The sequence below is a fragment of the Pseudomonas fluorescens genome (assembly GCF_018614775.1).
GTDB lineage: Bacteria > Pseudomonadota > Gammaproteobacteria > Pseudomonadales > Pseudomonadaceae > Aquipseudomonas > Aquipseudomonas fluorescens_BY.
Genome location: NZ_JAGGOF010000090.1, coordinates 72,107 through 95,733, shown reverse-complemented (window position 1 = coordinate 95,733; position 23,627 = coordinate 72,107). Strand labels below are relative to the sequence as shown.

Here is a 23,627-nt window from a genome sequence, read left to right as displayed (position 1 = left end):
AACTACCTTGAAAAACGCCGCTATTGATGCGTTGGACACTGGCGTACGGGGCGGGCCCGACCCGGACTCGTTGAATCTTGAGAGTTACGGTTTCGAGATTCCCGACGCTTGATAGCGCCTGACTCAGCCGCCACTCACTTTCTAGAACTTACTTATGCAGGACATGCAATGACCAACCCATCCACTCCCCAGATCAATCTTGACCAGGTTAGCGCTGTCTCCCCTGTGCTCGCTCGATACACCGCGGAAACGGTGGAGAGCGATCTCTGGCGTCGTGATGACTTGTCATCACGTGACCGAAGTCTGATCACTGTCGCATCGCTGATTTCCCGCGGACATCCAACTGAGCTGAAAAAACACATCGGCTTGGCGCTCGATAATGGCGTCAACCCGGCGGAGTTGTCTGAAACGATCACCCAACTGGCCATTTACTGCGGATGGGGCAACGGCACGACGGCGGTGATGGTCGCTGGCGAAGTGTTTGCGGCGCGTGGAATCGACGCGAAAGCTCTTCCTGGTGCAGCAGTGGATCTTCTGCCTCTTGATGAAGAGGTAGAGGCGAAGCGAGTGATCGCTGTGAATCAAGCTATTGGAGATGTGTTTCCCGCGCTCGCCCAGTTCACCACCGACCTGTTGTTTAAGGACCTGTGGTTGCGTCCAGGCCTGGCACCACGTGACCGGAGTTTGGTCACAGTGGCCGCTTTAGTAACGGCTGGCCAAACCCCGCAGATTGTCTACCACTTAAACAAAGCCATGGACAATGGACTTACCCAGGCCCAGGCAGTAGAGGTTGTAACTCACTTGGCATTTTACGCGGGCTGGCCTAACGCTATGTCAGCAGCTGGTGTTGCTAAGGACATTTTCGCTAAGCGCGAAAGCTGATATTGACTAACCGGTGGCCAACGGCGTTGGCCACCGTCGAGAGGGAAACAGATGAAAGAATATGAACGGTTGTGCGCAATTGAAGACATTAGGCAGGCCAAGGCCCGCTATGTACGTGGCCTGGATACCGGTAACCCGGCAATGGTCCGAGGGATGCTCGCGGACGATTGTGTCCTGGACTTTCGCAAGTGCTGGGTCGACCCGGCGACCGGCGTGGATCTGCTGCCCGAGATGAACTTCGTCATGCACGGTGCAGAATCTTGGTCGGGAGAGGGGTTCGCAAGTTTGGGCGCTAGGAGCCAGCATACCAGCGCTCATCACCTTTACAGCAGCGAGATATCGTTCAAAAGCGACACGGCTGCTGACGCGATCTGGGCCTTTTCAGCACGGTTGTTCATGCCGACCGGTGGACGCTTCAAGCTGCTCACAAGCTACGGATATTACGTGGAGACCTACGAAAAGGTGGGCAGCGAGTGGAAGCTCAAGACAATGCGGTTGGATAACCTCCGTGCGGAAGGTGAATAACCGACCGCTGTCCGAGGTAGGCGAGGCGCGTCGGCCCGGCATGTGCTTCGTCGATCCTGCGAAATAATTATCAAACTGCGGTTTCGGGCAACGCGAGCATTGCATATGTATAAGGTGATCGGAAAATTCATAGATATTCGCCCCCAGGAGATGAAGGCTCTGGGATGGTCATGGCTATACATATTTTCACTCTTTCTTGCCTACTACGTGTTGCGACCGATACGGGACGAGCTAGGGGTTGCCGGCGGTGTCCGTAACCTCCCTTGGCTGTTCACCGGGACGTTGGTAGTGATGCTAGTGCTGCACCCGTTTTATTCCTACATCGTACGCAGTTGGCCCCGTGAGCGGTTCATCGCTATCGCGTATCGTTTTTTCATGTTGAACCTCGTAGGCTTTGCCTTCTTGCTTGCCTATGCGACACCTGAACAAAACGTCTGGGTAGGTCGGGCATTTTTTATCTGGGTCTCGGTGTTTAACCTGTTCGTCGTATCTGTGTTCTGGTCACTCGTCGTAGATGTGTTCAGCTCGGAACAGGGCAAACGGTTGTTCGGCTTTCTCGCCGCTGGGGCAACAGTCGGCGGAATGGCAGGCTCTGCACTGATTGCGGGGCTCATCGAAAGTACAGGCCAGGCGTGGTTGCTCGCGGCGGCGGTTGTGCTCTTGGAAGTCTCCGTCTTCGCCTCCAAGCGCCTATCGAATATCAGTGATTCTTTCCTGCGCTCGCTTACAACGCCAGATCCTCACCAGCCCGTCGGAGGAGGCATATTTTCCGGTATTTCTCACATCGCTAAATCTCCCTACCTTCTGGGAATCGCGGCCTTCATCGTGTTGTATTCGATCACTTCGACGACCCTGTATTTCCAGCAGGCGAGCATTGTCGAAGCGAACATTGCTGACAAAGCAGCACGTACAGCCTTCTTCGCCAGTATCGACTTCTGGGTAAACGCCATAACCCTAGTCTTCCAACTTTTCGTGGCCAGTCAGACGCTGAGGCTTCTGGGCGTAACGGCAACCCTTTGCTTATTGCCGCTTGCAAGCGTAATCGGCTTTTCCGCCTTGGCGATGGCTCCAACAATCGGTGTTTTTGTGGCGGTGCAAGTTGTACGGAGGGTTTGCAATTTTGCACTCACACGGCCGGCCCGGGAGATTTTGTTCACTTCGGTGAGCAGAGAGGATAGGTACAAAACCAAGAACCTGATTGATACCGCTATTTACCGTACGGGAGATCAGATTGGCAGCTGGTCATATGCCGGCTTGCTCGCCGTCGGTCTAACCGCTACAGGCATTTCGATGGTTGCGGTCCCGCTGTCGATTCTCTGGTTGTTGATGAGCGTCTGGTTGGGGCGTCGCCAAGGCAATCTTGAGCGCATCGCACAGCTTTCTAACACTCAATAGAGCATGTAGGGCGCGTGTGCATATCTACGCTCCGCGCCACACATTTTATCCGCGTAGCAGAGCAAAAGCAGGAGCGAACACATGGCGAATTTATATCAGACAATAGGTCGTCGCCGAGTCCTTGCCTACGCGACAACTCTCTGCACGGCCGCCCTTGGAGTCTCGATGATGCCTAAAACATTACTAGCCGCTGCAATCGGCAGTGAGAACCGCACTGAAAGAAAAAGAGTGCTTATCACTGGGTCGACTGCCGGCCTCGGTCAGATGGCTGCGCGCTTGTTGGTTGAACAAGGCCACGAGGTCGTCCTCCACGGAAGGTCGCTGGCCAGCGCTCAAAAGGCGCTGGAAGAGATACCAGGTGCTGGGGGAGCGTTGCATGGAGACTTTCAAAGCCTCGAGCAGATAAAGGATGTCGCTCGCCAAGCAAATGCAACCGGACTTTTTGACAGCATCATCCACAATGCAGCCATAGGCGATAGCGAATCCAAACGGGTTGTTACGGACGACGGGTTGCCCCGCTTGTTCAGCATCAATGTACTAGCACCCTACATGCTTACCGCTTTAATCCAGAAGCCAAAAAGATTGGTCTACATGACGTCAAGCATGCAGCAGTCTGCCGATGGTGAGTCCGCCTTGGGGGATATTCTCTGGGAGAAGCGCTCATGGAGTGGATCAGCTGCCTATAGCGAGAGCAAGATGCTGGTGTCGATGATGGCATTTGCTGTCGCTAAAAGTTGGGCGTCAGTGAGGTCGAACACGGTCGACCCGGGATGGGTACCGACGCGCATGGGTGGGTCCAGCGCTTTCGATGATCTGAACCAGGGGCACCTCACGCAGGCCTGGCTGGCCGTCAGCGATGAATCGAGCGCGCTTGTAACCGGACAAAATTTCTACCACATGAACAGAAAAATATCGAATCCGGACGCGGGCGATGCTTCGTTGCAAAGCCGTTTGATTGCACTGTGCGCTCAACTGAGCAACACACCATTCATTGAGTAAAAGCTAACTGACCTGCCGAAATCATTGGATCACGATTCAGCGTTTACGCGCCAACGTGGAGATGCCTGACCGACTGCAATGGGTCGAAAACGGCAACTCACGAATGACTGCTTTTGGCCGTTCCCTGCCAGTCAGGGACTGGAATTGCTTGGTCAGTCATCGCTCTCAAAAAACGGGCGCTATCAAGCGCCCGTCGCTCCATCAGCTTCCAACCTGCGCCTGAAGCCGCCGACCTATGACCTCCAGCAAATCACACCCATCGCGCAACGGAATCACCAAAAGCTGTGCGAAATCCGAAAGTACCACTGTGTCGCTACCGATCTCGGATCGGAACGCGATGTTTTCCAATACCTGGGTCACCACGCGGATGCGGTAATCAGCGGTCGCATGCAAGACGTCAAGCGGGGCTTGGGTATCGATGAGTAGGGAAGCAGGCGTGCAGTCGATGCCTGTAATGGGGACATATCTTTCCATGTTTGAAACTCCGATCTAGTGATGTTGAGCCACTCAATCGTCGCCAAACAATTGGGTGGCAGTTGCACGCAGGTTGGCGAACCGGGATCGAAAACCGGCAGACCCTAAGGTCTCCCGCGCACAACTGCCGTAACGGGCAGCCGTGCAAGTGTGCCAAAGCCTTTGCAGAAACGCAGTACTTTTGCACTTGATCCCAGGTCGCCAAACCTGATCGCCATCATTGGGCGACGGGAATGACTATAGATTTGGGCAGCTCCGGCGGACAAGGTGAGACATTCCGAGAGCTTCGTAGGAATCGTGAGAGTTCGATGTGGAAACGAGCCAATGCTTCCAGATTCTGTAGGAACATATGCATCACGCCGGGTGGAGCAACTGTTCATCTTTTCTATTCAACGTGTTGATTGGCGTGGTCGAGGTGCTGATCATTGGATTCATCGCCTGGGATTGCTTGCGTAGGGCGATTCACGGCACCTGTTCCCATGCTCAGCAACGGCTGATCTTGATCAGCCTGGTGGTCAGGCACAATTGAGCGTCAGCGTTGGCATCACCGATTGCTTAACGGATCCAGTTACACTCAGTCGATCAACCGCCGCGCCGCACTGATCGCCTGGACAGAGCATCACACTGAGGAAGAAAAGCGATGAAGGACCAGCCAGAAGAGAGCGGTCTATATCCGGCCAGTCCCTCCGGCAACTTCGACCTACCTGACAGCGTGGATTTCGCCGGCTGGGCTAGCGTCTGGGCGCAGCTTGGCGTCGGATGCGCATCCCAAGAGACGCACGAAGAACTCATTCGACGCTACTGCGAGCCGCACCGTGCGTACCACAATCTCCAGCATTTGGAGGAGTGCCTCAAGACGCGCCGACGCGTCAACGCAGCCTGCCAAGCCCCCGCCGAAATCGACCTCGCGCTATGGTTCCATGACGCGATCTACGACCCCCTTCGCAGCGACAACGAGTTGCGCAGTGCGCAATGGCTGGACGAGGTGGCATGCGCTAGCGGCCTGGACGATGAAACGCGGCGCAGGCTTTACGACCTGGTCATGGTGACGCGACACGACGGTGTCCCGGCGTCGACGGATGAAGCGGTGCTGGTGGACACGGACCTGGCGATCCTTGGGGCATCGTTCAAGCGGTTCGAGGAGTACGACCAACAGATCCAGCGCGAGTACCGGCATGTGCCGTTGTTGTTTTATCGCCAAAAGCGGCGCCAGGTTCTGGCGGGATTCCTGGCGCGCGAGCGCATCTACACGACTGCACCGTACTTCGACGCATTCGAAGAGCAGGCACGGGCAAATCTTGCGCGTGCCATCGATCGCCTCGACTGAGGATCGGAGCCACGCGGCAAAGGGACAGCCACCGCCTCAAAGCGCTCGCGAAGCCGCCGTGTAGCTGCCGAGCGACGCTGCCCGGGCAAACGCGATGAGTCCAGTAAGACGGTCCAATCCGATTTGTTCCTTCATGGCACTATTAAAGCGACTCTAGCCATGATTATCAATCTGCGATCTGCACCGTAGTCTCCACGCCATCGACGTCATCCAGGCGTCCCCCGGGAGACACACCATGCACTTCGCTCATACGCTTGCTTCGAACCTCACTGACCGCACCGTGGTCATTTTCGGTGGTACCTCCGGCATCGGTCTGGCCGCTGCGGTGCAGGCCAAAGCAGCTGGCGCCAAGGTTATCGTCATCGGCTCCAATGCCGCGCGGGCCGAGCAAGCTTCTGCGGACCTCGACCTGGATGGCTGGCGGGGCGCCGATGTCACCCAGGCCGAAGCGGTGGCTGCGGCATTGGCGGACATCCCGGTGGTCGACCATCTGGTGCTGCTCGCCGGCACGTTCGTCGCCGGAACCGTCATGGCAGCCGAGGTTGATCACCTGCGCCGCGCATTCGAAGAGCGGATCTGGGCTGGGCTGTACGCCATTCGGGCGCTCGGTGAGCGCCTGGCCAAGGATGGATCGATCACCTTCATCTCCGGGTCCCTGGCCGATCGGCCCAATGCCCATGGCACCGCCGTGCTGGGCGCCGCGTCGGCGGCGATGGAAGCCCTGGCCCGTGGCCTGGCACTGGAGCTGGCACCGATTCGGGTGAATACGTTGGCCCCGGGCCCGATCGACACGCCGATCTTCAGCAAGGCGCTGGGGGAGGGGCGTGATGCATTCGTTTCCGCTATGGAGCAGGCCCTGCCGCTCCGTCGTCTCGGCACGCCGGAGGAGGCGGGCGCGGCGGTGGTCTTCCTGATGAGCAACGGGTTCATGAACGGTGCGGTGCTCAACATCGATGGCGGCGCGCGTCTGGTTTGACAGGGGCGACAGGCCAGCGGATGAAGTTGCTGTCTACGCCCTGGTTGGAGCGCCGATCGACTGCCGTATCGCGCGCACGTCGCGTGCGGGCGGTGCGCCGAACTGCCGTGCATATTCGCGGCTGAACTGTGAGGCGCTTTCATAACCGACCACGAACGCCACGTCAGACGCGCGATGCTCGCCGGCAAGCAAAAGCTGACGAGCTTCCTGCAATCTGAGCTGCTTCTGGTATTGGACAGGACTCAGGCCGGTCATCGACAGAAAATGGCGATGCAGGCTTGCCCGGCTCATGCCGCTCGCACCGCATAACGCCTCGATGCGAAGTCGGGTGTTGTAATGGTCTCGGATCCAGGCAACGGCCCGTCGGATGCTAGCCAGAGCGCCTTCGGGTTGAGCGATCTGCCGCAGCAGTCGCCCTTGGGGGCCCTGCAGGAGACGATAAAGCAATTCCCGTTCGACCAGGGGGCCGAGCAGCGGGATATCGGCGGGCGTGTCCAGCAATGACAACAAACGGAGCAATGTGTCGCGGAGCGGGGCGGTCATCGGGTTGATCGTGATGCCCATTCCTTTTTGTTCGCTTTCACGAACCGGCGGCATGTTCGACGCCAACTCGGCCAGTATGGCCGGATCCAGTACGAGCGATACCGCAACGTAGGGCTGCCCGCCTTCAGCGTCCAGAATCTGCCCGATCAAAGGCAGGTCCAGGGCGCTGATGAGATAGTGCTCGCTGTCGTAGCTCAGGAGGTTGTCGTTGATCGCAACGCGTTTCGATCCTTGCAGGATGAAGCAGATCATCGAGCGATACAGGCAGGGCGCCTTGTCTGTCGTGCCTTGGCCGACACAGAGGTCCACACGCGGGATCGGCGTGGCGGTCAAACCCGGTGGCGCGTGGCGCAGGGCTATATCGAGATGGGGAGCAAGATCGTTGGTCATGCGCCGATTATGCCTTCGCCCCGTCGCCACACAAGACGGTTGATACAATCAGGCAATAAATTGAGCTGATTGGGCGTGGGTTACCAGCCGGTCATTGCCTATCTTGAGCAGGTCAAGAAACGCCGAAGGCGCACCTCACCTAGCAGAGACAGACCATGACCCATCCGATCGCACTCATCACAGGCGCCAGCCGTGGCCTTGGCCGCAACATGGCGCTTCACCTCGCCAAGCGCGGCGTCCGTATCATCGGCACCTATCGCAGCGGTGCGGCAGAAGCCGAATCGCTGGTACGGGAAATCGAAGGGCAGGGCGGCAAGGCGGCGATGCTGCCGCTCGACATCACCGATACCGCCAGCTATCAGGCTTTTTCGGGCGCAGTGATTGATCTCCTGAAGACCGAGTTCGGCCGCGAGCGCTTTGACTTTCTCGTCAACAATGCCGGCAACGGACTCTTTTCGAATTTTACCGACGCGACCGAAGAGCAGTTTGATTCACTGGTCGCGACGCACCTTCGCGGGCCGATTTTCCTGACTCAGAAACTGTTGCCGCTGGTAGCAGACGGCGGTCGTATCCTGAACGTTTCTTCCGGCTTCGTGCGCTTTACGCTGCCGGGGTACAGTGTGTATGCGGCGGTGAAGGCCGCCGTCGAAGTGCTGACCCGTTACATGGCCGTAGAGCTGGGTTCACGCCAGATTCGGGTGAATGCAATTGCCCCGGGTGCCATCGCGACCGATTTTGGCGGCGGTGCAGTGCGCGATAACCAGGATGTGAACGCCTATGTGGCACAGGGCATTGCGCTGGGCCGCGTCGGTCTGCCGGACGATATCGGCGGTGCGGTTGCCGCCATCCTGTCCGATGACATGGCCTGGGCCAATGGGACGACGTTCGACATTTCGGGTGGGCAGTTGCTGTAGCCGCAGGCGCAATCATTCATTGCGTCGCCGCCCGCGATCAACAGGAACTTCCGTCGGATGCCAGTGCGGCTCGCAAAATCAACATCCGCTCCCTACTATTACCCGACGCATGGCCGACCTTCGGACGCTATGGAAGAAGCGTGAACGACAAGGACATTGAAGTCACCATGACCGACCGCAATCAACTCCACCAAAACGGCTACGTCCTGCTGCGTGGCGCAATCCCAGCCGAATGGCTGGCCGATCTTCGTACCGTATTCGATGCCGGAGTGAAGCCATCGGATCAGTGGCCGACCCCTCGCGGCTGGGACTGGCGCCATTCGCTATTGGATTGTGATCCAACGATTCAGGCGGTGTGTCGTCTGCCGCAGCTGCTGGCGGTGGTGGGCGAGTTGATCGCCGAGCGGTTTTTCCTGGCACAGGTGGAAGGGCGCGAGCCGCTGGCGGGTGGCGGTCATCAGCAGTTGCACCGAGACCTGTCCGCCCAGCGACCAGGCGACACGGCCGTTGCCCTGGCCTTTTTCGACGACTATGGCCCGCAGAACGGTGCGACACGTATCGTGCCCGGCAGTCATCGTCCCGGCCCGCAAGCGCCGCTCTTCGACTTCACTGATGAGTCCCGCTCCGTGCAGCTTTCGGGTTGTGCCGGGGACATCCTGGTGTTCGACGCCGAGTTGGTCCACGCCGCCAGTCTGAACGTCAATGGTGCCCGTCGTCGTTCGATCCTGATGGGCTTTTTTTCGGAACGGCTCTACGCGTCGCATCTGGAAACCGCGAAGCTGCGAAATGTCCGGATGGACACGAGTGAGCGATTCGAGCCTTGCGACTATGTCTTTGGGTTGGTCTAACCCGCCGGTTTGATTGGGGTCTGCCTTCTGCGCATCCGAGCCGATTACCGCGTCGGCGGGGTGCGGTTCAGCCAGTGTTCACGGTCCAATGCCCACACCTCCTTACCCAATGCCCCACTGACAAACTTTCCCTCTTCAGTCCTGAGTAATCGCATCCCCTCACGCTCCGAAATGCGTCGTGAGGCCTGGTTCCCTACGGCCTTGGGCACCACCATCACCGCGTGATCGAGCGTAACAAACCAATAGTCGTTGATGACTTCGCAGACCTCGCGCATGTAGCCGTGACCTTGCCATTGCGGTGACAGCCAGAAGCCGCGGTGGTTGTCTGGCTGGTCGTAGAGGGAGATGCTGCCGATGACCTGGGCCGGGTTCGACGCCAGCCGGATCATCCAATGCCATTCTTCGCCGCGCTCGATGGCGGGCAGGGCGTGATCACGCACGTAGCACAACGCGCCGTCGGTGGGGTAGGGCCATGGTATTCGGCTGTCGAGATAACGAACTATTTCCCAGTGCGGGAACAGGGCCTGGATGGCATCGGCGTCGGCCAGTTGCAATGGAGTCAGGATGAGGCGGTGGGTTTGGAATGTGGGGAGGTGGGACATGGCGATCGGTCCTTGAACGCGGAAAAGCAGATTGAGCGCTTTCAGTACTGCTGTCGATAGGATAGGAAAAAGACCACTCTGCCAAAAAATGGGCTCCCTCGCCACAGGGGGGTGGGTCGCTCGGCTATTGTTCGAACTCCGTTTGCAGCATCGCCAGGAATGCTTCCCGGGCGGGGTGGCAGCCGGCGTTTTCGTGCCAGTAGAACAGGTTGTCGATGCCCGTCAGTTCGGGGAATTCATGGCCGGTCCAGCCGGCGCCCTGGCGGTATTGTTCATAGATTCCGCGAGGTACCAGGGAGACGCCGGCGCCGGCGCTGACGCAGCCGACGATGGCGCCGTAGCTGGCGATGCTGATGATGGTCTGCACTTGATCGTGGCGCAGCAGCCATTGCTCCAGCGCCAAGCGGTAGGGGCAGCCCGTGGGCCACATGAAGATCGCCTTGCCTTGCAGGTCGGCGGCGCTGCGCAACGGTCCATGGGATTCGGACGCGATCAGCACCAGGTCTTCGCGGTACATCACGGTGCGCTTGAGCCCGGGACGCTGGATGTCGACTGCGACGATCACGCCGTCCAGCCGGTGATGCTGGAGGTCGTCCAGCAACTGGGCCCAGGTGCCCGTGCTCAGTTCCAACGAGACGTGCGGATATTGCGCGTGGTATCTCGCCAGCAATTGCGGCAGGCGTCCGGTGGCGCTGGATTCAATTGCGCCAATGCGCAGTGGTCCGCTCGGCATGCTGCTGGGGTTTACGGCGCGGCGGGCCTCTTCCGTCAGGCTGAGGATTTTCTTTGCATATTCCAGAAACACCTCGCCCGCCGGGCTGATCCGCAGGCCGCGTCCTTCACGGAAAAACAACGCGGTCCCCAGTTCTCGCTCCAGGGACTTGAGGCGTGCGGTGATGTTGGACGGAACGCAGTGCAGCGCTTCGGCGGCACGGGCAATGCTGCCGGTGTCGCAGACTGTCTTGAGCATGCGCAGTTGGGACAATTCCATAGCTCACCCAAAGTGAATGATGAGGTGAGTTTAAGTCACTTGTGCTGAGGTGGGAGGGGTTTCGATACTCACAGGCAAATGGCCCTGTGCAGGAACTCAGGATGGAAACCCGTGGTTGGTTGTTCAAAAGCGCGCTAAGTCTTCGCACATCGAGCGTGAAAGTCCTACTGGCAACGATGTTTGTGATTGTCTGCTGGGCCTATTCACCGATTGGTATTCACATTGGCTTGCAGGCCTATGAACCCGGTCAGCTGGCGTTGATGCGGTTTCTCATCGCTTCGGTGTTCATGGCCTTCGTGGCGATGGCGAGGGGCATCGCCCGACCGCGTCTCAGGGATGTGCCGTTGCTGGCGGTGTTGGGTTTTTTTGCGGTGAGCCTGCACCACATCACCCTCAATTTCGGACAGCGGGGCGTCAGTGCCGGGGCGGCCAGTGTGCTGGCCCAATCCACGCCGCTGTTCAGCACGTTGCTGGCACATTGGGTCTTCAAAGAACACGTCTGTGGTTGGCGCTGGGGCTGCGTGTTTTGTGGACTATTGGGCGCCGCCGTAGTGGTCATGGGTGATCGTGGCTTGGGTGACATGGACGCCCACGGGCTATTGATTTTGTTGGCGGCGCTCTCCTGGAGCCTGTATTTCTCTTTGCAAAAACGCCACTGCCACCGTTACGACGCACTGACCATGGTTTGCTACACCCTTTGGTCGGGCACCGTCCTGTTGTTCATGCTCGCGCCAGGCCTGTTGGGCGCGGCACGACAGGCGTCGGCATCGGTGAACCTGGCGGTGTTGATCCTCGGTGTCTTCCCCAGCGGGTTGGCATACCTCGCCTGGGCTTATGTGTTGGCGCACAGCAATGTGAGCCGAGCTTCAATGGCGCTTTACCTGATACCGCCCACCGCGATGTTGATGGCCTCCATGTTCCTGGGCGAACGCCCATCGACGATGGTCATGACAGGGACCGCTATCGTGTTGGCGAGTGTCCTGGCGTTGAATCTTGAGCCAAAAACGAAGAAGTCTCCGACAACTTTTTAGGGTTGGCCTTCGGAAGTACCAGCCTTACGATTTGACTCAACCTCGGATCCCCACTTGGCGTCCGGTGCTCAGTCTCTACCGTGAGGACACATCGATGCCCGAAGCCATATTTGCCAAGACCGACGAACGGCGTTATCGCGCCTGCGACATTTGGCGCTACTATGGCGTCATATGTCGTAGCGAGGTCAACGTCATGTCCGTAGCAAAGCAAGCAGACGCACCTGCCGTCGAAACCACGGGGAAACCCAGGGTGAAGAAGGCCAGCAGGAAGCCTACCGAGGTGTTGTTGCATGGCCGAAAGGGGGATGAGCGCTTGTTGATCATCCGGTACGCGCAGGAGGGCTTCTACCTGAGCGACGTCAAGGAAATGCTGTCCACGTCCACCCTGTACATGGAGCATGACCTGGTTCAGCGCATTACCGGCAAGTCGATCAGGACCGTCCAGCGTCTGGCGAAGGAGACCCAGCCCATACGCCTGAACCCGCAGCAGAGTACCGTGGCTTTCCAGTACGCCCAGGCCCTGGAACAGGCCATCAACGTCTTTGGCAGCCAGCCGTTGGCTGAGGACTGGCTGAAAAAGCCCTGCAAGTATCTGGACGGTCACGTGCCGTTGGAGCTGATCGACAACGCCCTGGGCTTTCAGGTGGTGGAGGATTACCTGACTCGAATCGAATACGGGGTCTATCAGTGAATCCGCTGCCCTGGGAGGGGCGATGGCACGCTTGGCGCCTCGATCGCGAGGTCTACAGGAATACCTGGGACAGTGGCATCGGCGCGCAACGAAGCGGTGGCCGTTGGAACCCGCCCGGACGACGGGTCATCTACGCTTCGGCTGACCCGTCCACGGCCATTCTGGAGGTTGCGGCGCACCTGGGTTTCGACGCCTTGGACACGGTGCCCCATCTGCTGACTTGCTTCGAGGTGCTGGACCCGGCGCTCATCAAAGTGGTCCAGGCCGAAGACGTGCCCAACCCGAACTGGCTGGCTCCGGCCCGGCCGTCGCCCAATCAGCAGCACTTCGCTGACGCGTTGCTGGCGCAGCACCCCTTCGTCCTGATCCCTTCGGCGGTGAGCCGGTACTCCTGGAACCTGCTGGTAAGCTGCGATCTGGCAGCGGACCGCTTCAGGCTGGTCTCGCAGGAACGGTTTGGCCTGGATACTCGCCTGGTCAAGTGAGCCATCATTTCTTGACCGGATAATCCTTGCCCCACACCCGCACGGTGGTCATCGCTTCGTTCATGCCTTCAAACACGAACTTCTGACGCACGGCCGTTTTTGGCGGAACAGTCACTTCGTCCGGGTTTTCCATGCCGGTGAGTCTGTTGGCGTAGCCGGCCTGGTCGATCGCCAGCAGGGCGCCGGTCTGGCCGAGGTTGATCAGGCGCAGTTGGGTGTCGGTGCTGTTCTTGAAACCGAGGGTGATGGTGTAGGTTTCTTCGCCGGACTCCAGCTTGAGCACTTCCACCTGGATGCGGTCTTTCATTTGCTCGCCAGAGGAAATGATCGCGGCGCCGTCGGTGCCCTGGACCGATTCACGGCCGTCGAGTACGCCTTCGCTGACGCCGCCCAGCAGGTTCTTGCCTGCCGTGATGAACGTCGAGACGGCGGACTTGGTGGAGTCCTTGATGACGCTGTCTGTCGGCTCGCCTTCGGCCGGGCACAGCGAGCTGAACAGGAGGCTGGAGACGAGGAGGGTGGCGCGCGACGGCAGAAAGGTCATACCTGAGTCCTTGGAGGTGGTCTGCAATTCGCCCAGGGCGGGGCGAACGGCATGATAGCCGTGATGGGAACGGCTAGCGATCCGTGTCCTTGAGTTTTTCCGACATTTTCACCAGGGTTGCCAACGAGTCCGCATTCATCTTGCGCATCAGGGCGCCGCGCCGCACTTTCACGGTCACTTCGCTCACGCCCAGCCGGGCCGCCACTTGCTTGTTCAGCAGGCCTGACACCACCAGCGCCATCACCTCGCGCTCGCCGTCGGTCAGGGTGCCATGGTTGCGTTTGAGCTCATCCACGGTCGCCGCGGCCTGGCGCCGTTGCCGGTCACGGCTCAGGCCCAGGGCGATGGCGTCGAGCAAGTCCTGTTCGCGAAACGGTTTGGTCAGGAACTCCAGGGCGCCGGCCTTCATGGCTTTGACTGACATGGGGATGTCGCCGTGGGCGGTGATGAATATCACCGGGAGCAACAGGTTCAAGCGGGCCATTTCCTGCTGGAAATCCAACCCGCTCAAGCCCGGCATGCGCACGTCGAGGATCAGGCACGCGGGCACGTCCGGCAGGCTGGCCGCCATGAACTCACGGGCCGAGCCGAAGGCCAAGCTCGCCAGGCCCACGGAGGCCAGCAGGTCTTGCAGAGAGGCGCGTACGGAGCTGTCATCGTCGACGATGTAGACCCTCGATTCGGCTGGATCATGCTGGATCATCGGATTCCCTTGTCACGGCCGGCAGGGTGAAGTGAAAAGTCGCCCCGGCCTGCGGGTTGCTGGCGACCCAGATCCGCCCGTCATGGGCCTCTATGATCGAGCGGCTGATAGCCAGGCCCATGCCCATGCCGTCCGGCTTGGTGCTGTAGAAGGCGTCGAACACCTGTTCATGATCGTTCCCGGTCAGGCCCTTGCCCTGATCAGACACGGAGAAATGCAGTTGACCAGACTCAAGCGTGACGCGGAAGTCCAGGATGCGGTCGTCGTCCTCCGCCTGGCGCATGGCGTCGACCGCGTTCATCGCCAGGTTCAGCAGCACCTGCTGGATCTGTACCTCGTCCACCAGCATCGGCGGCAGGCCTTCCTGGACGTGCACGTGCAAGGTAATGTTCTGCTCATTCAGTTCGCCGGCCAGCAACCTCAGTGCCGCATTGACCGTGTCGGCCACGTTCAGCCATTGCTTGGTCGGCGCCTGATGACGGGCCATGCCGCGCAGCCGGGCGATGATTTCGCTGGCCCGGTGGGTGTCGGCGATGATGCGTTCCACGGCCTGCCGGGCTTTAGGCAGGTTGGGCGGCTCGTTGGCCATCCAGCGCAGGCACGCGCTGCTGCTGGTGGCGACCGCGGCGAGTGGCTGATTCACTTCGTGGGCGATGGAGGCGGCCAGTTCGCCGAGCATGTTGACCCGGGCAATGTGCGCCAGGTGCGCGCGGGTGCGGTGCACGGTGCTGATGGCGGCGGACAAGCGCAGCGCCAGGTAGGTGGTGCCGGCGATGGCCGTGAGGCTGATCAGGACGTTGATCAACCCGGCCTCCGAATCACCAAAGCGGGTGAACCGATAGCTGAGGATCGTCAGCAGCATGCAGACCACCGATACGCCTGCCACCGCCCGGGCCGGCAGGAGCCGAACGGCGATCAGCACCACCCCGATCTGAAAGACCCCCACCGCGATTTCCAGGTCGGTGACGGTGTCTATCGCGGCGATGCCGAGTGCCAGGCCCAGCAACAGTAGCAGGCGAAGCGTCAATTGGGTTCTTCTCATTGGATGTTCATCGCGCATGTGCTCCGGCTGCCAAGGCATCGTTGACGCAGTTTATACCGCCGAATCGCTTCAGGAAGGATTGTCCAGGCTGAACTGATCGGCCACTTCATCATAGGCGAACAGCTCCGCGTAGCGGCCCCATTGGGTGACGCAGTCCAGGGTGTTGGCGGCGTCGTGCTCGGCCATGAAATCTTCCAGCTCGTCACGAAAGCGCCTGGCCGGAGCCGTGCGCGTGGGGCGGTCGTCCAGCACCCGGCGCACATGCCCCGCCAGCGGCACATACCGGAGCAGGTGCTGGGCGAACAATTGCTTGCGCTGGTCCACATCCGACTCCGCGTAGCGTTGCCCGGCCGCCAGCAGCGTGAGGTGGCCGTCGCGCATATCGGCCAAGCGCATCAGTTGCAACACCTCGGCGACCGGGAAAAGGTCGCTGGCGCTGTAGCGCAGTACGCCGGCCAGTTCACGCAGGTCCGCCTGGCCGTCAAAAGGATGGTCCTGGACCGCCTCGATCAACCCGGCCAGCGCATTGGTGGAGATCGACGGCAAGACCATGCCCACGCCGCTGCCGGCAAACACGCCTTGGCGTGGCGATCCCGGGTTGCCGCCACCGGCCATCCGCACGTAAATGTGTTCGACCAAGGCCTGGAAGGCCGGGTCGGTACGGTTGCGCGGCTGACTGAGGTCCACCTTGATTTCGGTCATGACCCGTCCCGGATTGGAGGAAAAAATCAGGATCCGATCACACATCAACACGGCTTCTTCGATGTTGTGGGTGACCATCAGGATGGATTTGATCGGCATGCGTTTTTCCCGCCACAGATCCAGCAGGTCGGTGCGCAGGGTTTCGGCCGTCAACACGTCCAGGGCGGAAAACGGCTCGTCCATCAACAACACGTCCGGGGCCACCACCAGCGCTCGCGCCAGGCCGACGCGCTGGCGCATGCCGCCGGACAGTTCTTTCGGGAAAGCGCTTTCAAAACCGTCGAGGCCAATCAGGTCGATGGCGGCCAGCGCCCGCCGACGCCGTTCGGGTGCCGCTACATGCAGCGCCTCAAGGCCGATCTCGACGTTCTGCAGCACCGTCAGCCAGGGGAACAGGGCGAAGCTCTGGAAGACCATGCGCACCGAACTCGAAATCCCCTGCGCATCCGGCGGAAAATCGACCACGCCCGCAGTGGCTGAAATCAAACCGGCGATGGCGCGCAGCAAGGTTGACTTGCCGGACCCGGAGCGACCCAGCAGGCCGACGATTTCCCCCTCGTAGAGGCGCATGCACACATCGTCCAGCACCAGCCGCTCGGCGCTGCCGACCGTGCCGTAGACGTGCCCCAGTTGCTGCACATCGACCAGGCAACGTTTGTTGAACACTTCCATCGGATTACCCTCAATCAATTCGAAGCCGGCGCTCGGCATAGCCGTACAAGGGCCGCCACAGCAGCCGGTTGAAACCCACGACGAAGATCGCCATGACCGCCACGCCCAGCGCCACCCGCTGCAAATCCCCCGCCGAGGTGGCCCGCGCAATGAAAGAACCCAAGCCCGAGGCGTACAGATGTTCGTCGCCCCAGGACACTGCCTCGGCGACGATGCTGGCGTTCCAGGAACCACCGGCCGCAGTCAGGGCGCCGGTGACGTAGTAAGGAAAAACCCCGGGCAGGGCGACTTGGCGCCACCATTGCCAACCGCGGACGTGGAAGCTGCGCGCCGCCTCCCGCAAATCGGTCGGCAACGCACTGGCACCGGCAATCACGTTGAACAGGATGTACCACTGGGTGCCCAGGATCATCAGCGGCGACAGCCAGACATCGGGGTTGAGCTTCAGCGCCACGATGGCGATCACCGCGAACGGGAACAGCACGTTGGCGGGAAACGCGGCCAGCAATTGTGCGACTGGTTGCAGGCGTTCGGCCCAGCGCGGGTTCAGGCCGATCCAGACGCCAATCGGCACCCAGACCACGCTGGCCAGCAGGATGAGCACGGCGACGCGCAACAGGGTCGCCAGGCCCAGGCCGAATGTCTCGATCACGTCCCCCAGGCTCAGCGTGCTGCCGATGAAGCGCGACAGTTGATACGTGCCGGCCATGCAGGCAGCGGCCACCAGGGCTGTCCAGATCAGGTCGGTGACGCGGTTGAAGCGGGCGCTGGCCTTGAAGTGCAGCGTCGGGAGCCGGGGGATTCTGTCCAGCCACAACACGGCCTTGAGGTCTTCCAGTGCGCTCAACAGCCACGGCACCAGTCGGGTCGAGCGCAGCAGGTCATAGACCTTGGACCGTGGGCGTTTTTGCGAGGCGGTCTGTTCGAAGCGGAACCGGTCCGCCCAGGCGACGATGGGCCGGAAGAACAGCAGGTCATAGAGCAGGATCACACCGACCATCGCCAAGACCGCCCAAGCAATGGCAGCGATGTTTTTCTGCGCGATCGCCAGGGCCAGCCAGGAGCCGATACCCGGCAAGCTGACGGTGGTGTCGCCGACGGTGATGGCCTCGGACGCGACCACAAAAAACCAGCCGCCCGACATCGACATCATCATGTTCCACACCAGGCCGGGCGTCGCGAAAGGCAGCTCAAGCCGGATGAAGCGTTGCCAGGGCGACAGTGCGAATTGTCGGCTGACCTCGACAAGGTCGTTCGGCACGGTTCGCAGCGATTGATAAAAGCTGAAGGTCATGTTCCAGACCTGGCTGGTGAAGATGGCGAAGATCGCCGCGCATTCCACGCCGGTTTCCTTGCCCGGAAACAGCCCCATGAAGAACACCACGGTGAAGGTCAGGAAACCCAGGACCGGGACCGATTGCAGGATATCCAGCGCGGGCAGGATGACGATGGCCGCCTTGCGGCTTTTTGCGGCCAGGGTGGCAATGACGATGGAGAAGACGACGGACGCCAACAATGCGATGAACATGCGCAGGGTGGTGCGCAAGGTGTAGGCCGGCAGGTGGGCCAGGTCCAGGGACAGCGGCGATGAGACCAGGGCGCCGAGGGGCTGGTTCATCTGTTCGACGCCGTAGAGGATGAAGGCCGCCAACAGGGCGATGAGGCTGAGCAGGGTGAGATCGGCCCACCAGGAAGCGGGCTCGTTATCGTTCAGGGAGGGCAATGCGGGGGCACGGAATGAAGAGCGCATTGGGCACCTCGTTGATGGCGTCGGTGTTGAAGTGCGCTGAGGTTAAGTCGTGTCGGCGGCGATGACCATTGAGCTTAAGGGCGGGAAAATATACGTTGGTATATCCGAGGCGATGGCAAGTGAGTTTGCTCTGATCCGCTTTTTTTGTTGGCAGGTGCTGCTGTCATGCAGCCCGGGTTCGCCGCCAGAATAGGCCGGAGGGGCAGGGACGGTGGTGTGACTCCACCAATCCACTGTGGGAGCGAGCCTGCTCGCGATGGCGTACTGACAGTCAATACGAGGTCGCCTGATAGACCGCTATCGCGAGCAGGCTCGCTCCCACAGGGCCCCCGCATACTGCAATTTTTCAGGAGTGATCATGACGAAGATGGCGATTTTCCTGGGTGGTTTTCTGGCCCTGACCCTGTTGATTGGCGTGCTGGCGACAATTTCGCCGGTGTAGGCACAGGCTGCGGGAACCCCTGTGCCTGGCGCTACCGATGCAAAATCACCTGCGCAATCTCCTGCAAGCCGATCACCCGCTGGGCGGCGTTGAGCTTGATGGCTTCCTTGGGCATGCCGAAGACCACGCAGCTGGCTTCGTCCTGGGCCACGGTGCTGCTGCCAGCGTCGAGCATTTCCTTGAGGCCGCGGGCGCCGTCGTCGCCCATGCCGGTCATGATCACGCCGGTGGCGTTGCGGCCGGCGAATTTGGCCACTGAGCGGAACAGCACATCCACCGACGGCCGATGACGGTTGACCAGTGGGCCGTCCACCACTTGCACGTGGTAGAACGCGCCGCTGCGGGTCACCATCATGTGCTTGCCGCCGGGCGCGATCAGCGCCAGGCCCGGGTGGATGCGGTCGTTGTTGCGGGCTTCGCGCACTTCGATCTGGCACAGGCTATTGAGTCGGGCGGCGAACGAGGCGGTGAATTTTTCCGGCATGTGCTGGACGATGACGATGCCCGGGCACACCCGGGGCAGGGCGGTGAGTACCGCTTCCAGGGCCTGGGTGCCGCCGGTGGACGTGCCGAGGGCGACGATGCGTTCGGTGGTCTGCGCCATGGCATGGCCGTTGGCGGCGGGGAGCATGGCGTCGGCGGTGAGTTTGGCGGCGGGCACCAGCGCGACCGGGGCGGGGCGCTTGCCCAGGTTGCGCACGTTGACCTGGGCCGCGGCGCGGATCGCCGACACCAGCTCCGGGGCCGACTCCAGCAGAAAATTCTTCAGGCCGGTGGTGGGCTTGGTGATGATTTCCACCGCGCCGGCGGCCATGGCCTGCAACGTGGTTTCCGCACCCCGGGGCGTCAGTGACGAACAGATCACCACTGGCGTGGGACGCTCGCTCATGATTTTCTTCAGGAAGGTGATGCCATCCATGCGCGGCATCTCCACATCCAGCACGATCACGTCAGGCCATTCGCGGGCCAGCTTGTCCATGGCGAAAATCGGGTCGGACGCAGCGCCCATCACATGAATGTCCGGCGTGTCGCTGAGGATCGCCAGCAACACCTGGCGGACCACCGCCGAATCATCCACCAGCAACACATTGATCTTTTTTGGCATGGTTAAAGCCGATTCCTTATCGGTTGGTGCCTGACCCACACATCGCCGCTGCACAGGTCGAAGATGATGCTTCGATGGCCCGTGCTGCCCATGTCCTGGGCTATCAGGTCGAGGCGATAGAGGGCGGCCATTTCCAGCGCGGCATTGACGTTCAGCCGCGCCACATCGCCGTAGGGTACCTGGCGTTGCAGTTCGGGAAACATCTCGCCGCCGCCGAACAGCTTGAGTTGGTAGTCCTCGGGCTGCGTGTGATGGGCCCGGGCCTGGCGGATGAACAGTTCGATGGCCTCGTCGGCATACATACCGTTGAGCGCGGTGGAGCAGCGCACCCGACTGGGCAGCATGAAGTGGCACATGCCGCCGATCCTGCGTTCGGGGTGCCACAGCGTGATCGCCACGCAAGAGCCAAGGATGGTGCGCAGTCGGGTCGGGCACGTGGCGAAGCGAAACTCCCCCGGCGCCAGGTACGCCTCTGCCACTTCCTTCATGGCCGCGTTCATGGCTTGCGATAGATCGAGGGCGCCACCAGCTTCAGCGCGTCGGACACGCCGTTGAGGCTTTCCGAATGGCTGACGATGAAGTAGCCGCCGGACTTGAGCCGGGGGATCAAGCGGGCGACCACTTTGCTTTTGGTGGCTTGGTCGAAATAGATCATGACGTTACGCAGGAAGATCACGTCGAACTCCCCCAGCTCCGGCAGGGTGTCGTTGAGGTTGACCTGGACGAAGCTGACCCGGCTGCGCAACGCCCGGTCGATGAGGAACGTGCCTTCCTGGCTGCCGGTGCCCTTGAGGCAATATCTGACCAGCAGCGGCTGGGGCAGGGTACGGGCGCGCTCCATCGGATAATGCCCGGAACGGGCTTTGGCCAGCACTTGGGTGCTGATGTCCGAGCCGATGACTTCCCAGGGGGTGGTGCCCAGCCCTTCGGCGAGCGTCATTGCCAGGCTGTAGGGCTCTTCTCCCGACGAACTGGCCGCGCTCCAGAGGCGAAAGGTCTTGCCCGGTGTCGCATTGGGCAACACCTGCTGGCGCAGGAAATCGAAGTGTTTGGGCTCGCGGAAAAAATAGGTTTCGTTGGTGGTGAGCAGGTCCAGCGCCACCTGCAGTTCACCGGTGCGCTGGCCGTTCATGATCAACTTGAAATACTCGCCGTAGCTGTCCAGTTCATAGTGCTTGAGGCGCTTGAACAGGCGCCCGGCCACCAGGGCTTTCTTGGCCTCGGACAGGCTGATGCCGGCGGCCTGGTACAGCCAGGATTGAAACTGGCTGAACTCGCGGTCACTGAGGGCCAGTGAATTCACGGTGCGTTCCTTGCAACTGTCGGCGTTCACGGCGCATCCACTTCCAGCGCGCTCGGGCTGGCTTCGGCGAGTTGGGACATTTCGTCGATGGACAGTACGCGGCCCACCTCCAGCACGATGACGAACTTGCCGTCGACCTTGGCCATGCCACTGATGAAGTCGGCGCGGATCTTCGCCCCGAAACTCGGTGGCGGTTCGATCTGCGACGCCGGGATCTCCAGCACCGCCGACACCGTGTCCACCAGCAGGCCGATGTCCTGGGCGTGGCCGTCCTCGGTGCTGGCTTCGATGATCACCACGCAGCTGCGCCGGGTGATCGCCGAATTCTGCCGACCGAAACGCGCCGACAGGTCGACCACCGGCACGACCGCGCCGCGCAGGTTGATCACCCCGCGCACGAAGGCCGGCATCATTGGCACCACCGTCAGGTTGCCGTATTCGATGATTTCCTTGATGCACAGGATGCCGATGGCAAACATCTCCGTGCCGAGCATGAATGTCAGGTACTGCGCTTCTTCCTCAACCGCGACGGCGGCTTGACGTGTGGTCGCGATGGCGCCCATGGCTGTCTCTCCTTTTAGCGAGCCTGTGCAAACCCACCGTCAGAACCGGGTGAATTCGGATTCGTCCGGCGCGCTGGCCATGCTGTAGGCAAACGCCTTGGGCATGGCGGGCGCGGCGGCGCGGGCCGGTTTACGGCTGGACGGGCCCGGGGTGTTGTCCACTTTCAGCGGCTGGCTGGCCAACTTGGACGGGCCGTCCAGGGTGAAGAAGCTCATGGCCTGTTGCAGCTGTTCGGCCTGGCTACTCATCTCCTCGGCGGTGGCGGCCAGTTCTTCACTGCTGGAGGCGTTCTGCTGCGTCACTTGGTTGAGCTGGGTCATGGCGGTGTTGATCTGTGCCACGCCGGCGGCCTGCTCTTCGGACGCGGCGCTGATTTCCTGCACCAGGTCCGAAGTCTTGTTGATGGACGGGACCATTTCATTGAGCAAGTGCCCGGCGGTCTCGGCCATGTCGACGCTGCTGGACGACAGCTCGCCTATTTCCTGGGCCGCGACCTGGCTGCGTTCGGCCAGTTTGCGCACCTCGGCGGCGACCACGGCAAAGCCTTTGCCGTGTTCACCGGCCCGGGCTGCTTCGATGGCGGCGTTGAGCGCCAGCAGGTTGGTCTGGTAGGCAATGTCGTCGATGATGCTGATGCGCTGGGCGATTTTCTTCATCGCCACCACGGTCTGCTGCACCGAGTCGCCGCCTTCGGTGGCTTCCTTGGCGGCCTTGCTGGCCATGCCGTCGGTGACCTTGGCGTTCTCGGTGTTCTGGTTGATGCTGGCGCTCATCTGCTCGATGGAGGCGCTGGTTTCCTCGACGCTGGCCGCCTGTTCGCTGGTGGCCTGGCTCATGGATTGCGCGGTGGCGCTGACTTCTTCGGAAGCGCTGGCCAGGTTGTCCGCCGCGTTGCGCACTTCACCGATGATATGGGACAGCTTGCCCACTATGTTCTGCATGGCGCTGAGCACCATGCCGGTTTCGTCCTTGGAGCCGACCTCGATTTTTGCGTTCAGGTTGCCTTCGGCCAATTGTGCGGCGACAGCGGCCGCCTGCTTCAACGGACGGGAAATGATCCGCGAGATGAACAGCGCCAGGCCCAGGCCGACCAACAGGGCGGCCGCCAGTACGGCAATGATCGACAAGCGCGACTTTTCAAACAGCGCCGTGCCGCGGGCGCTCGCATCGCTGGCACCGGCGTCATTGAGTTCTACCAGTTTCTGCAGGTCGGCGGTCATCAGCTCGAACCGGCGTTTGGACTCGCCCTTGAGCAACGCATGGGCTTCGCTGGTGAGGTTCTGCCGGGACAGGGCCAGCAAGTCCTTGCTAACCGTCAGGTAAGCGGCCCACTCGGCGCTGATGGCTTCGAACAGTTTACGGTCCTGGTCGTTGGAGAGCATCTGCCCGTAAGTCGCCTGACGGGTCTCGAAGGCCTTCCTGGATTCATCCGCCTCTTGCTCGAGCGTGGCCCGTTCTTGATCGGAGTCAGCGGATATATGCCGGTTTTCCTTGAGGCGGTAGTTTGCGCCATAAAAGCGCATGCCTGCGGCGGCGCGCATCGACGGCATCCAGTTATCGCGCATCTCCTGGGTGGTGCCGTTCACCTCGCCCAGCTGGATGATCGAAAACACCCCCATGGCGGCGGTCAGGGCCAGCACCACGAGAAATGACGTGACCAGTTTGGTGGCGATTCTAAGATCGTAGAACCATTTCATCGGGAAGTACCTCTCCATGGAATTGCTAAA

The 23,627-nt window shown here is 60.8% G+C and carries 25 protein-coding genes; 11 read left to right on the top strand and 14 right to left on the bottom strand.

Going from position 1 to position 23,627, the window contains the following annotated elements; translation table 11 throughout:
* Positions 1 to 168: 168 nt before the first annotated feature.
* The 4 genes from J7E36_RS21120 to J7E36_RS21105 all read left to right on the top strand — a co-directional run bounded on the left by J7E36_RS21120 (position 169) and on the right by J7E36_RS21105 (position 3,801).
* Entirely contained in the window at positions 169 to 882 is a 714-nt protein-coding gene (locus J7E36_RS21120; protein ID WP_215007343.1) for a carboxymuconolactone decarboxylase family protein, read from the top strand.
* Positions 883 to 933: 51 nt separating this feature from the next.
* A complete protein-coding gene (locus J7E36_RS21115) occupies positions 934 to 1,407 on the top strand; it encodes a nuclear transport factor 2 family protein (protein WP_215007340.1) in 474 nt (157 codons plus the stop codon).
* A gap of 105 nt (positions 1,408 to 1,512) precedes the next feature.
* A complete protein-coding gene (locus J7E36_RS21110; protein ID WP_215007337.1) occupies positions 1,513 to 2,802 on the top strand; it encodes an NTP/NDP exchange transporter in 1,290 nt (429 codons plus the stop codon).
* Between the two features lie 81 nt (positions 2,803 to 2,883).
* Positions 2,884 to 3,801, top strand: a complete 918-nt coding sequence (locus tag J7E36_RS21105; protein ID WP_215007334.1) for an SDR family NAD(P)-dependent oxidoreductase — start codon at positions 2,884 to 2,886, stop codon at positions 3,799 to 3,801.
* Positions 3,802 to 4,002: 201 nt separating this feature from the next.
* On the opposite strand, the gene J7E36_RS21100 is transcribed toward J7E36_RS21105, so the two are convergent.
* Positions 4,003 to 4,275, bottom strand: a complete 273-nt coding sequence (locus J7E36_RS21100) for a hypothetical protein (RefSeq protein ID WP_215007331.1) — start codon at positions 4,273 to 4,275, stop codon at positions 4,003 to 4,005.
* A 640-nt stretch (positions 4,276 to 4,915) separates the two neighbouring features.
* On the opposite strand from J7E36_RS21100, the gene J7E36_RS21095 reads away from it, so the two are divergent.
* Positions 4,916 to 5,602, top strand: a complete 687-nt coding sequence (locus J7E36_RS21095; protein ID WP_215007328.1) for an HD domain-containing protein — start codon at positions 4,916 to 4,918, stop codon at positions 5,600 to 5,602.
* A gap of 235 nt (positions 5,603 to 5,837) precedes the next feature.
* Entirely contained in the window at positions 5,838 to 6,578 is a 741-nt protein-coding gene (locus J7E36_RS21090) for an SDR family oxidoreductase (protein WP_215007325.1), read from the top strand.
* A 33-nt stretch (positions 6,579 to 6,611) separates the two neighbouring features.
* Here the strand turns inward: J7E36_RS21090 and J7E36_RS21085 are convergent, their stop codons facing one another.
* Entirely contained in the window at positions 6,612 to 7,511 is a 900-nt protein-coding gene (locus J7E36_RS21085; RefSeq protein WP_215007322.1) for an AraC family transcriptional regulator, read from the bottom strand.
* 155 nt (positions 7,512 to 7,666) lie between these two features.
* On the opposite strand from J7E36_RS21085, the gene J7E36_RS21080 reads away from it, so the two are divergent.
* Together J7E36_RS21080 and J7E36_RS21075 are read left to right on the top strand one after the other, a co-directional pair.
* Positions 7,667 to 8,425 (top strand): SDR family NAD(P)-dependent oxidoreductase, encoded by a 759-nt coding sequence (locus tag J7E36_RS21080; RefSeq protein ID WP_215007319.1) that lies wholly within the window; start codon positions 7,667 to 7,669, stop codon positions 8,423 to 8,425.
* A 167-nt stretch (positions 8,426 to 8,592) separates the two neighbouring features.
* A complete protein-coding gene (locus J7E36_RS21075) occupies positions 8,593 to 9,273 on the top strand; it encodes a phytanoyl-CoA dioxygenase family protein (RefSeq protein ID WP_215007350.1) in 681 nt (226 codons plus the stop codon).
* Positions 9,274 to 9,317: 44 nt separating this feature from the next.
* Here the strand turns inward: J7E36_RS21075 and J7E36_RS21070 are convergent, their stop codons facing one another.
* The gene (locus J7E36_RS21070; RefSeq protein WP_215007317.1) at positions 9,318 to 9,875 is read right to left on the bottom strand and encodes a GNAT family N-acetyltransferase; all 558 of its coding nucleotides are present in this window, start codon (positions 9,873 to 9,875) and stop codon (positions 9,318 to 9,320) included.
* Positions 9,876 to 9,999: 124 nt separating this feature from the next.
* A complete protein-coding gene (locus J7E36_RS21065) occupies positions 10,000 to 10,866 on the bottom strand; it encodes a LysR family transcriptional regulator (protein WP_215007314.1) in 867 nt (288 codons plus the stop codon).
* A 101-nt stretch (positions 10,867 to 10,967) separates the two neighbouring features.
* Between J7E36_RS21065 and J7E36_RS21060 the strand changes: the two genes are divergently transcribed.
* The 3 genes from J7E36_RS21060 to J7E36_RS21050 all read left to right on the top strand — a co-directional run bounded on the left by J7E36_RS21060 (position 10,968) and on the right by J7E36_RS21050 (position 13,073).
* Positions 10,968 to 11,897 (top strand): DMT family transporter, encoded by a 930-nt coding sequence (locus J7E36_RS21060; protein ID WP_215007311.1) that lies wholly within the window; start codon positions 10,968 to 10,970, stop codon positions 11,895 to 11,897.
* A 193-nt stretch (positions 11,898 to 12,090) separates the two neighbouring features.
* Positions 12,091 to 12,588: an antitoxin Xre/MbcA/ParS toxin-binding domain-containing protein gene (locus J7E36_RS21055; RefSeq protein WP_215007347.1), complete on the top strand. Its 498-nt coding sequence runs from the start codon at positions 12,091 to 12,093 to the stop codon at positions 12,586 to 12,588.
* The gene (locus J7E36_RS21050; RefSeq protein WP_215007308.1) at positions 12,585 to 13,073 is read left to right on the top strand and encodes an RES family NAD+ phosphorylase; all 489 of its coding nucleotides are present in this window, start codon (positions 12,585 to 12,587) and stop codon (positions 13,071 to 13,073) included. The genes J7E36_RS21055 and J7E36_RS21050 overlap by 4 nt, the downstream gene beginning before the upstream one ends.
* 4 nt (positions 13,074 to 13,077) lie before the next feature.
* Here J7E36_RS21050 and J7E36_RS21045 read toward each other — a convergent pair whose 3' ends face one another.
* From J7E36_RS21045 to J7E36_RS21000, 10 genes are all read right to left on the bottom strand, one after another.
* On the bottom strand, positions 13,078 to 13,617 hold the full coding sequence (locus J7E36_RS21045) for a hypothetical protein (RefSeq protein WP_215007305.1): 540 nt from the start codon (positions 13,615 to 13,617) through the stop codon (positions 13,078 to 13,080).
* 73 nt (positions 13,618 to 13,690) lie between these two features.
* A complete protein-coding gene (locus J7E36_RS21040) occupies positions 13,691 to 14,320 on the bottom strand; it encodes a response regulator transcription factor (RefSeq protein ID WP_215007302.1) in 630 nt (209 codons plus the stop codon).
* Positions 14,307 to 15,380 (bottom strand): sensor histidine kinase, encoded by a 1,074-nt coding sequence (locus tag J7E36_RS21035; protein ID WP_435304188.1) that lies wholly within the window; start codon positions 15,378 to 15,380, stop codon positions 14,307 to 14,309. Before J7E36_RS21035 ends, J7E36_RS21040 begins: the two co-directional genes overlap by 14 nt.
* A gap of 51 nt (positions 15,381 to 15,431) precedes the next feature.
* The gene (locus tag J7E36_RS21030) at positions 15,432 to 16,736 is read right to left on the bottom strand and encodes an ABC transporter ATP-binding protein (RefSeq protein ID WP_215007296.1); all 1,305 of its coding nucleotides are present in this window, start codon (positions 16,734 to 16,736) and stop codon (positions 15,432 to 15,434) included.
* A gap of 10 nt (positions 16,737 to 16,746) precedes the next feature.
* Positions 16,747 to 18,486: an ABC transporter permease gene (locus J7E36_RS21025; RefSeq protein ID WP_215007293.1), complete on the bottom strand. Its 1,740-nt coding sequence runs from the start codon at positions 18,484 to 18,486 to the stop codon at positions 16,747 to 16,749.
* Positions 18,487 to 18,959: 473 nt separating this feature from the next.
* On the bottom strand, positions 18,960 to 20,033 hold the full coding sequence (locus J7E36_RS21020) for a protein-glutamate methylesterase/protein-glutamine glutaminase (protein WP_215007290.1): 1,074 nt from the start codon (positions 20,031 to 20,033) through the stop codon (positions 18,960 to 18,962).
* A gap of 2 nt (positions 20,034 to 20,035) precedes the next feature.
* A complete protein-coding gene (gene cheD / locus J7E36_RS21015) occupies positions 20,036 to 20,533 on the bottom strand; it encodes a chemoreceptor glutamine deamidase CheD (RefSeq protein WP_215007287.1) in 498 nt (165 codons plus the stop codon).
* Entirely contained in the window at positions 20,530 to 21,366 is an 837-nt protein-coding gene (locus J7E36_RS21010; RefSeq protein ID WP_215007285.1) for a CheR family methyltransferase, read from the bottom strand. The genes cheD and J7E36_RS21010 overlap by 4 nt, the downstream gene beginning before the upstream one ends.
* Entirely contained in the window at positions 21,363 to 21,899 is a 537-nt protein-coding gene (locus J7E36_RS21005; RefSeq protein WP_215007283.1) for a chemotaxis protein CheW, read from the bottom strand. Before J7E36_RS21005 ends, J7E36_RS21010 begins: the two co-directional genes overlap by 4 nt.
* 39 nt (positions 21,900 to 21,938) lie before the next feature.
* Positions 21,939 to 23,597: a methyl-accepting chemotaxis protein gene (locus tag J7E36_RS21000; RefSeq protein ID WP_215007281.1), complete on the bottom strand. Its 1,659-nt coding sequence runs from the start codon at positions 23,595 to 23,597 to the stop codon at positions 21,939 to 21,941.
* Positions 23,598 to 23,627: the final 30 nt, after the last annotated feature.